At 75.2% G+C, this 3,481-nt stretch carries 2 protein-coding genes; both read left to right on the plus strand.

Features of this window, described 5'->3' with window-relative positions; all coding sequences use genetic code 11:
• The first annotated feature begins 92 nt into the window (after window positions 1-92).
• Complete coding sequence (locus tag AB0E85_RS39720; protein WP_361937626.1) at window positions 93-3,137, plus strand: AAA family ATPase; 3,045 nt, start codon at window positions 93-95, stop codon at window positions 3,135-3,137.
• A 48-nt stretch (window positions 3,138-3,185) separates the two neighbouring features.
• Window positions 3,186-3,371, plus strand: a complete 186-nt coding sequence (locus tag AB0E85_RS39725) for a DUF6191 domain-containing protein (RefSeq protein WP_361937627.1) — start codon at window positions 3,186-3,188, stop codon at window positions 3,369-3,371.
• The last annotated feature ends 110 nt before the right edge of the window (window positions 3,372-3,481 follow it).

Here is a 3,481-nt window from a genome sequence, read left to right on the forward strand (position 1 = left end):
GGCAGGCTGCGGCCGTCGTTCCCGCGGGACCGACGGCCGCTGCTGCGGCCGTTGCCCGGAAAACCGGTGCCGCGACGTCGGATCCGCATGCGATGCTCGGGGCCGTGGAGACCCGGTCCGTCAGCCCCGTGTTCGTCGGCCGTGCCGAGGAACTGGGCACGCTGCACAACGCACTCGTACGCGCCCGCGAGGGCGAGCCGGCGGCGCTGCTCATCGGCGGGGAGGCCGGAGTCGGCAAGACCCGCCTGGTCGAGGAGTTCGCCGCAGCCGCCCGCAGCCGCGGAGCGGTGGTCGCACTCGGCGGCTGCGTGGAGATCGGCGCCGACGGGCTGCCCTTCGCCCCCTTCTCCACCGCGCTGCGCGCCCTGCGCCGCGAACTCCCCGGCGAACTGGCCGCCGCGGCCGCCGGCCAGGAGGAGGAACTGGCCCGGTTGCTGCCCGAGCTCGGCGAGTCGCGGGCCGGGCGGCACGACGAGGACGCCATGGCCCGGCTCTTCGAGCTCACCGCACGCCTGCTGGAGCGCGTCGCCGCCGAGCACACCGTCGTCCTCGCCCTGGAGGACCTGCACTGGGCCGACGCCTCCACCCGCCATCTGCTCTCCTACCTCTTCCGCACCCTGCGCACCGGCCGCCTCGTCGTCCTCGCCACCTACCGCTCCGACGACATCCACCGCCGCCACCCGCTCCGGCCCCTGCTCGCCGAACTCGACCGGCTCCGCACCATCCGCCGCCTCGAACTCGCCCGCTTCAACCGCGAGGAGGTGGGCCGCCAGATCGCCGGGATCCTCGCCCAGGAACCCGAGCCGGACCAGGTCGACGCGATCTTCGAACGCTCCGACGGCAACGCCTTCTTCGTCGAGGAACTCGCCGTCGCCGCGCACGAAGGCTGCCGCACGGGCCTGACCGACTCCCTGCGCGACCTGCTGCTCGTCCGCGTCGAAGGGCTGCCGGAGGCGGCCCAGCAGGTCGCCAGGATCGTCGCCGAGGGCGGCTCCACCGTCGAGTACCGGCTGCTGTCCGCCGTCGCCCGGCTCGCCGAGGACGACCTCATCGAGGCACTGCGGGCCGCCGTGAACGCCGGCATCCTCGCGCCCGCACCCGGCGACGACGGCTATCGCTTCCGCCACTCCCTGGTCCGCGAGGCCGTCAGCGACGACTTGCTCCCCGGCGAACGCTCCCGCCTCAACCGCCGCTACGCCGAGGCCCTGGAGACCGACCCGGCCCTCGTCCCCGCGGACCAGCGGGCGGCACGCCTGGCCAGTTACTGGTACCACGCCCACGACGCCGCCAAGGCCCTGCCCGCCGTCCTCGAAGCCTCCGTCGAGGCCCGCCGCCGCCACGCCTACTCCGAGCAACTCCGCCTCCTGGAACGCGCGATGGAGCTGTGGGACGCCGCCCCCGACACCGTGCGCCGGAGCCTGCGCCCCGTGGACTACGCCGAGGTCTACCCTCCCTGCGGCTGCGACCCGGCCACCACCGCGCTGCGCTACCTGGACCTGCTGGCCGAGGCGGCCGTCGCCGGACGGCTCTGCGGGGAGCGCGAGCGCGCCCTGAAGATCACCAAGCGGGCGCTGCGCCTCCTGGCCCTGGAGAACGACCCCCTGCGCACCGCCTGGTTCTGGATCCAGCGCTCCCGGCTGGTGCAGCGGCTCGCCCGGGGCGACGGCTGGCAGGAGATCGCCACCGCGCAGGACCTGGTCCGCGGCCTGCCGCCGTCCGAGGTGCACGCCGAGGTACTGGCCACGGCCGCACACTGGTCCATGCTCCGCGAGCCCGGCCCCGACACCCTCACGGCCGCCGAGCGGGCCGTCGAGTACGCGCGCATGGTGGGCGCCGACGAGATCGCGTCCAACGCCCGGCTCACCCTCGGCGGGCTCATGGTCGAGGCCGGGCAGATCGAGGCCGGGCTGGCCCACATGTACGAGGTCAGGGACGACGTCGTAGCCCGTGGTCTCGCCGTCGTCGTGGGCCGCAGCCATGTGAACCTGCCCTCCGCGCTGGAAGGCATCGGGCGCTCCGAGGAGTCCGTGGGCATCCTGCGCGAGGGCCTGCGGCTCACCGGCAGGATGGGACTGACCGAGTCCGAGGGCTGGGTCTGGGGCAACCTCGCCGAGTCGCTCATCTCCCTGGGCCGCTGGGACGAGGCGGCACAGGCGGCCGTCAGCGCCCAGCGGATGGGCCGGACGGCCGCCCCGTACGGATCCGGCGCCCACAGCATGGCCTTCCTCGCACTCGCGCGCGGCGAACCGGCCGAGGCCGCCCGCCACCTCGCCGAGGCCCGCGCCTCCTACGGCCCGCACGACCCCATGCCGCAGCACGACCTGCCGATCTCGTGCCTCACCATCGCCGTCGCCGCCGCCGAAGGACGCCTGGCGGACGCGCGCGCCGAACTGGCCCGCACCCTGGAGTCCGGTTTCCCGCTGGGCACCCAGCGCTACGCCTGGCCGCTGCTGCTCCAGGCGGCCACCGCCGAGGCCGACGCCCGGGCGCTGCCGGCCGCCCGCGAGGGCCGCGAGCAGGTCCTGGACGGCATCCTCGCCGCCGTGAAGCGCCTCACCACCCACGCCCCCGTCTGGCACGCCCACGAACAGTGGGTCCGCGCCGAACTCCACCGCGCCGCGGGCCGGAGCGCCCCGGACGCCTGGTCGGAGGTCGTCACCGCCTTCGAACCCCTGGGCCGGCCCTACGACCTCGCCCGCGTCCGGTACCGCCTGGCCGCGTCCCTGCTGACGAGCGGCGGGGAGGACGAGCGCGAGCGCGCCGCGGAACTGCTCCGGCTCACCCACGCCGCCGCCCGCCACCTCGGCGCACGGCCGCTCGCGGACGCCGCCACCGCCCTCGGCCGGCGGGCCCGGCTCCCGCTCGCGCCCGCCGCGGCTCCCGGCCCCGCGCCCGCCGACCCGGCCGAGGCCCTGGGCCTCACCAGCCGGGAACGGGACGTGCTGCGCCTGGTCGCCGCCGGCCACACCAACCGCCGCATCGCCCAGGAGCTGTTCATCTCACCGAAGACCGCGAGCGTCCACGTCTCCAACATCCTGGGCAAGCTCGGCGTCTCCGGGCGGGGCGAGGCGGCGGCGGTGGCCCATCGGCTGGAACTGTTCCCGGCCGAGATGCTCATGCCCGGTCCGGCGGGCTGAGGCCTACGCTGGAAAGGACGTCGCGGCTCCGCGGCCCAGGGAGGCTCCGTGTTCAACATGTTCGAGGAACTGTTCTCGCCCGGGCGCAAGCACACCCGCGACGAGCAGAACCGCCTGGAACTGACCCGTGAGGACGTCGGGGACGCCGACCCCGGACGCGGACCGATAGACCTCGCGTCCGGGAAGGTCGTCGTGCGCTCGTCCGGGGAGGAGACGGAGACCCCGGGCACCTAGTGCCGCGTCAGCCAGGGTTCGCCCCGTCGCGACGCCCGGCACGCACTCTCGCCGCACCGGCCGAAAGCCCGAGTACGTCCAGTACGAGGGCTTCCGGCCGGCACACCGAG

This window comes from Streptomyces sp. NPDC029044 (genome assembly GCF_040637495.1).
Classification (GTDB): Bacteria; Actinomycetota; Actinomycetes; order Streptomycetales; family Streptomycetaceae; genus Streptomyces.

Coding starts and splice junctions, on each gene's coding strand:
- AB0E85_RS39720 (WP_361937626.1), top strand. CDS start 93: ATGCTCGGGGCCGTGGAGACCCGGTCCGTCAGCCCCGTGTTCGTCGGC.